The organism is Kitasatospora sp. NPDC056731, assembly GCF_040687675.1.
Lineage (GTDB): Bacteria > Actinomycetota > Actinomycetes > Streptomycetales > Streptomycetaceae > Kitasatospora.
The window spans coordinates 64,022-70,136 of the sequence record NZ_JBFBNR010000040.1 but is presented as its reverse complement, the minus strand read 5'-3'; the positions used below and the strand labels follow the sequence as shown (position 1 = coordinate 70,136).

The following is a 6,115-nucleotide window of genomic DNA, read 5'->3' as shown; positions in this document are numbered from 1 at the left end:
GTGCCGCTGCCCACTGAGAAGAACGTGTACTGCGTCATCCGCTCGCCGCACAAGTACAAGGACTCGCGCGAGCACTTCGAGATGCGTACTCAGAACCTGACGGTTCCGGGCCTCTCGCACTGCGGCGATCCCGACGGGACTTGAACCCGCGACCTCCACCTTGACAGGGTGGCGAGCTAACCAACTGCTCCACGGGACCAGAGTTTTCTGATCTCGTTCACTCGCTTGCCGCGCTGCGAACAAGACAGACTGTAGCCCATGGTGGGCCCCCAGGTCGAACTGGCACCTGAGGGCCCCCGAGGAGGCCGCCGCCCAGCTCAGAGCGTGGCCCTGGCAGCCTCCATCGCCTTGGTGATCCGCTTCTCCGACACCGGGCTCGGCGTGCCCAGCGACTGGGCGAAGAAGCTGACCCGCAACTCCTCGATCATCCAGCGGATCGCCAGCACCTCCGCGGACGGCTGCCGGCCGGCCGGCACCGCCGCCAGCAGCTCCCCGTACTCCCGCTGCACCTGCTGGACCTTCAGCAGCTGCTGGGCGTCCCGCTGCGGGTGGTTGGGCAGCGCCTCCAGCCGGCGGTCCACCGCCAGCAGGTAGCGCTTGAGGTCCGGCAGCCGCTGCCAGCCGGTGCCCGTGACGAAGCCCGGGTGCACCAGGGAGGCCAGGTGCAGCCGGATGTCGTTCACCGCGTTCAGCAGCACCGGGCTGCTCACCGACTTCAGCCGGGTCGAGGCCTTGTGGAAGGCGATCAGCGCGGTGGCCGTCTTCAGCGTGGTGTCCGCGGACAGGTCGTACAGGTCCGTCCGCACCTTGTCGTGCAGCGTGCCGAAGGCCGCCTCGTCCCAGGCCGGTCCGCCGGCCAGGGCCATCAGCCGGTCCGTCGCACAGGCCACCACGTCCTCGAAGAGGGCGTTCACCGAGCCGTGCGGGTTGTGCGAGAGCGCCAGCTTCGCCTGGTTGCCCAGCCGGCCCTGGATCGACTTGGCCGGGGAGGTGGTGGTCAGCATCAGCAGCCGGCGGGTGCCCGCCCACATCGACTGCGTCTGTGCCTGCGGGGTGTCGAACAGCTTCACGCCGACCGACTCCCCCTCGTCCACCAGGGCCGGGTAGGCGCGCAGCGAGTGGCCGCGCGAGCGCTGCTCGAAGGTGCGCTGGAGCACGGGCAGGCCGCCCGGCCAGGCGGTCAGCCCGCCCTGCTCGATGCCCTGGCCGGAGGCCGCCGAGGACAGCGTCTCCTTGAGCTTCGGCTTGAGCCGCAGCCGCAGCTCCTCCAGGTCCTTGGACTCGGCGAGCTTGCGGCGGCCGTCCACCACCCGGAAGGTCACCTTGAGGTGGTCCGGCACCCGCTCGTCGTCCCAGGCCTCCGGCGGCACGGTGATGGCCGTCAGGCGCTTGAGGGCGTGCTCCAGGGACGGCAGCAACGGCTCCTGGCGGTCCTTCACCGCGCGCAGCGCCGCCTTCGCGAAGTCCGGCGCCGGCACGAAGTTGCGCCGGATCGCCTTCGGCAGCGACTTGATGTACGCGGTGACCAGCTCCGTCCGCAGGCCCGGGATCTGCCAGTCGAAGCCCTCCGCGGTGACCTGGTTGAGCACCGGCAGCGGGATGTGGACGGTCACGCCGTCCGCGTCGCTGCCCGGTTCGAACTGGTAGGTCAGCTGGAAGCGCAGCTTGCCCTGCTGCCAGTGGTCCGGGTAGTCGGCCTCCGTGACGCCGTCCGCGGAGTCGTTGATCAGCATCGACTTCTCGAAGTTGAGCAGGTCCGGCTGCTCGTGCCGGGCCGTCTTCCACCAGGAGTCGAAGTGCCGGGTGGAGACCACGTCCTCCGGCAGCCGGGCGTCGTAGAACTCGAACAGGGTCTGGTCGTCGACCAGGATGTCCCGGCGCCGGGCCCGGTTCTCCAGCTCCTCGACCTCGCCGAGCAGCTTGCGGTTCTCGGCGAAGAACCGGTGGTGGGTCTCCCAGTCGCCCTCGACCAGCGCGTTGCGGATGAACAGCTCGCGGCACAGCTCCGGGTCGATCCGGCCGTAGTTGACCTTGCGCTGGGCGACGACCGGCATCCCGTAGAGCGTCACCCGCTCGTACGCCAGGACGGCTCCGGCCTTCTTCTCCCAGTGCGGCTCGCTGTACGTCCGCTTGATCAGGTGGCCGGCCAGCGGCTCCACCCACTCCGGCTCGATCTTGGCGTTGATCCGCGCCCACAGCCGGGACGTCTCCACCAGCTCGGCCGACATCACCCAGCGCGGCGGCTTCTTGAACAGGCCCGAGCCCGGGAACACCGCGAACCGGGCGCCGCGCGCGCCGCCGTACTCGCGCTTCTCCACGTCGAACAGGCCGATGTGGGAGAGCAGGCCGGCCAGCAGCGACTGGTGGATCCGGTCGGCGTCCGGCTCGGCGTCCTCGTGCGGCTCCTCGATGGTGACGCCCAACTGCTTGGCGACCGTGCGCAGCTGGGTGTAGATGTCCTGCCACTCCCGTATCCGCAGGTAGTTGAGGAACTCCGCCTTGCACATCCGGCGGAAGGCCGAGGAGGACAGCTCGCGCTGCTGCTCCCGGACGTAGCGCCACATCGCCAGGTAGGACAGGAAGTCGGAGGTCTCCGAGTTGAACCGGCGGTGCCGCTCGTCGGCGGCCTGGCGCTTCTCGGCGGGGCGCTCGCGCGGGTCCTGGATGGACAGCGCGGCGGCGATCACCATCACGTCGCGCACGCAGCCGTTCTTGTCGGCCTCCAGCACCATCCGGGCCATCCGCGGGTCCACCGGGAGCTGGGCCAGCTGGCGGCCGAGCGCGGTGAGGCGCTTGCGCGGGTCCTTCTCGTCCGGGTCCAGCGCGCCCAGCTCGTGCAGCAGGTGCACGCCGTCCTTGATGTTGCGGGAGTCCGGCGGGTCCAGGAACGGGAAGGCGGCGATGTCGCCGAGGCCCGCCGCCGTCATCTGCAGGATCACCGAGGCCAGGTTGGTGCGCAGGATCTCGGCGTCGGTGAACTCGGGGCGGGAGAGGAAGTCCTCCTCCGAGTACAGCCGGATGCAGATGCCGTCGGAGGTGCGGCCGCAGCGGCCCTTGCGCTGGTTGGCGCTGGCCTGGCTGACCGCCTCGATCGGCAGCCGCTGCACCTTGGTGCGGTGGCTGTAGCGGGAGATCCGGGCGGTGCCCGGGTCGATCACGTACTTGATGCCGGGGACGGTGAGGCTGGTCTCGGCGACGTTGGTGGCGAGGACGATCCGGCGGCTGCCGGAGCGCTGGAACACCCGGTGCTGCTCGGCCGAGCTCAGCCGGGCGTACAGCGGCAGGACCTCGGTGGACTTGAGTTTCAGCTTGTCCAGGGCGTCGGCGGTGTCGCGGATCTCGCGCTCGCCGGAGAGGAAGACCAGGATGTCGCCCGGGCCCTCGGCCTGGAGCTCCTGGGCCGCTTCGCAGATCGCCTGGATCTGGTCCCGGTCGCGGTCGGCGTCCGTCGCGTCGTCGTCCTCGTCCAGGTCGTCGACGAGCGGGCGGTACCGGACCTCCACCGGGTAGGTGCGGCCGGAGACCTCGACGATCGGGGCGTCGTTGAAGTGCCGGGCGAAGCGCTGCGGGTCGATGGTCGCGGAGGTGATCACGACCTTGAGGTCCGGTCGGCGCGGGAGCAGCTGCTTGACGTAGCCGAGGATGAAGTCGATGTTGAGGCTGCGTTCGTGCGCCTCGTCGATGATCAGGGTGTCGTACTGGAGCAGTTCGCGGTCGGTCTGGATCTCCGCGAGCAGGATGCCGTCCGTCATCAGCTTGACCAGGGTGTCCTGGCCGACCTGGTCGGTGAACCGGACCTTCCAGCCGACCGCCTCGCCCAGCGGGCTGCGCAGCTCCTCCGCGACCCGCTCGGCGACCGTACGGGCGGCGATCCGGCGCGGCTGGGTGTGGCCGACCAGACCGCGCACGCCGCGGCCCAGCTCCAGACAGATCTTCGGGATCTGGGTGGTCTTGCCGGAGCCGGTCTCACCCGCGACGATCACCACCTGGTGGTCCCGGATGGCCGCCAGGATCTCGTCCTTCTTCTGGCTGACCGGCAGCTCGGCGGGATAGCTGATCGGTGGGACGGCACCGCGGCGCTGCTCGACCAGCAGCTCGGCGCGGTCGATGTCGGCGGCGATCTGGGCGGCGACCTTCTGCCGGGCCTCGGGCTTGCGGACCCGACGGGCCCCCTCCAGTCGGCGCCCGATCCGCACCTGGTCGCGCAGGGTCAGCTCGGGCAGGCGGGCGGCCAGCTCACCGATACCGGGACCCTCGGCGGGTGCGGGGGCGGACTGGACTGCGGGAGAACTCACTGCGGGCATCCCTCTAGGTTCGCAAGGAGGTACGGCGGCGCGCACCTCGGTTTTCGAGCCTCTCCAGTGTCACAGCCACCGGCGGCCGAGCGCGAACGGCGGGTCCGGGTGCCGGCGACGTCGGCCCGGGCGGCTCCGGGCCGGGCCAGGCAACGGTTCGCGGCGGTTTCGGGCTCTGGGGGTTGAGGAGGTGCTCATGGGAGCCCAGAAGACCGCGAGGGACGAGGAGTTCCGCGCGTTCACCGGCAGCGCGTGGACGCGGCTGCTCAGGACGGCGTACCTGCTCGCGGGGGACAGGCACACCGCCGAGGACCTGGTCCAGCAGGCCCTGGAGCGGGCGTACGTCGCCTGGAGCCGGGTCCGGGCGGCCGACGACCCGCATGCCTACGTGCGCCGGATCCTGATCAACGAGCACGCCCGGCGGTTCCGCCGCCGAGCGGCCGAGGAACTGGTCACCGCCGTCCCCGACCGGGCCGCACCCGAGGGCCCCGACGGCTACGCGCGGCTGGACGAACGGGCGGCGCTGCTCACGGCCCTCGGCACGCTGCCGCCCCGGCAGCGGCAGGCCGTCGTGCTGCGGTACTGGGAGGACCTCACCGAGACCCAGACCGCCGCGGCGATGGGCTGCTCGGTCGGGACGGTGAAGAGCCAGGCGGCCAGGGGCCTGGCCAAGCTGCGGGAGGCCTCCTCACTCAACGGGCTGGCGAGCATCGGAGGCGGAAGATGAGCAACGAGGGCAACGTGGGCGGCGAGGGCGCCATGGGCAACGTGGGCGGTGTGGGCGGTGTGGGCGGCGAGGACACGGCCGGGGCGGGGGCCGGGGGCGCGGCCGGCGCCGAGGCCGCGGCGGCGCGCGTCCTGGGCGAACTGGCCGGAAGCGTCGAGATCGGGGCCGTCCCGTACGACCGGCTGGTCGCCGGGGGGCGGCGCCGACTGCGGCGCCGGCGGCTGCTGACCAGCGGGGCGGTGGCGGTGCTGGTCGCGGCGGCCGTCGTCGGGGGGACGGCGCTCGGCGGGCTCGGGCGGGGGCGGGGGCCGGGCAACGCGGCCGACGCGGGGGCGGTGGTGGCGGACGCCTCGACCGTCACCGCCGCGGAGGCGGCCGGGGCCGCCGGGGCCGCCGCGGGCACCGCAGGCACCGCAGGCACCACCGCGACACCGACCGCTCCCGCGCGGGATCCGTTCACCCCGGTCCGGGTCGTGGTCGGCCAGGGCACCACGAACGGCAGGCAGTGGCAGGCGTGGGCCGCGTTCTGGCCGGCGGCCGCCACCAAGGAGGACGCCCTCCGACAGGCCAGGCTGATCTGGGAGGACCGGCACGCGGCCATCCCGCAACTGCCGGAGACCACCCGGGCGGACATCGACCGGAGCTGGCGCCCGGACGTGGACCTGGTGAACCTCTACGCCACCGTGGACGGGCAGCGCCAGGTCGACGACGCGATGCACGACACCCCCGCCCCGGGGGTGCCGGACGGGGCGATCATCGACCGGGCCACCTCCGGAGGAGGGACGATGCTCGGGCTCAAGGGCGGGGAGCTGGGCGCCTCACCGGTGGTGATCGCCGGGGTCCGGCCCCGGGTCGCGAAGATCGTGGTCACCTGGGACACCGGCGGCGTCAGCGAGTCGGCGCCGGTCGCCCTCGGGGACTCCCCGACGCGCTGGTACGCGATCGCCAGGAAGCCGGGCGCCCAGGCCCGCACGTTCACGTACTACGCGGCGGACGGCTCCGTGCTGGGCACCGACGCCAGCTGGTTCCGCTCCTACTGAACCCTCCCGGCGCCGTGCCGGCCTCGACGCCGCCCGCGCGACCGGCCCACCTC

Annotated in this window: 3 protein-coding genes, 1 tRNA gene and 1 pseudogene; 3 read left to right on the top strand and 2 right to left on the bottom strand. The window is 72.2% G+C overall.

Translation table 11 applies throughout. The features are described 5' to 3' along the window. Positions 1 to 90 (top strand): annotated as a pseudogene (locus tag AB0R04_RS30730) (30S ribosomal protein S10); the annotation flags it as partial. 35 nt (positions 91 to 125) lie between these two features. Here the strand turns inward: AB0R04_RS30730 and AB0R04_RS30725 are convergent. Then, a tRNA-Asp gene (locus tag AB0R04_RS30725) sits at positions 126 to 199 on the bottom strand. A 118-nt stretch (positions 200 to 317) separates the two neighbouring features. Then, entirely contained in the window at positions 318 to 4,304 is a 3,987-nt protein-coding gene (hrpA, locus tag AB0R04_RS30720) for an ATP-dependent RNA helicase HrpA (RefSeq protein ID WP_363376870.1), read from the bottom strand. A 187-nt stretch (positions 4,305 to 4,491) separates the two neighbouring features. Here hrpA and AB0R04_RS30715 point away from each other — a divergent pair, with 187 nt between their 5' ends. Together AB0R04_RS30715 and AB0R04_RS30710 are read left to right on the top strand one after the other, a co-directional pair. Continuing rightward, a complete protein-coding gene (locus AB0R04_RS30715; RefSeq protein ID WP_363376868.1) occupies positions 4,492 to 5,022 on the top strand; it encodes a SigE family RNA polymerase sigma factor in 531 nt (176 codons plus the stop codon). Beyond that, positions 5,019 to 6,062: a hypothetical protein gene (locus AB0R04_RS30710; protein WP_363376866.1), complete on the top strand. Its 1,044-nt coding sequence runs from the start codon at positions 5,019 to 5,021 to the stop codon at positions 6,060 to 6,062. Before AB0R04_RS30715 ends, AB0R04_RS30710 begins: the two co-directional genes overlap by 4 nt. Positions 6,063 to 6,115 lie beyond the last annotated feature (53 nt).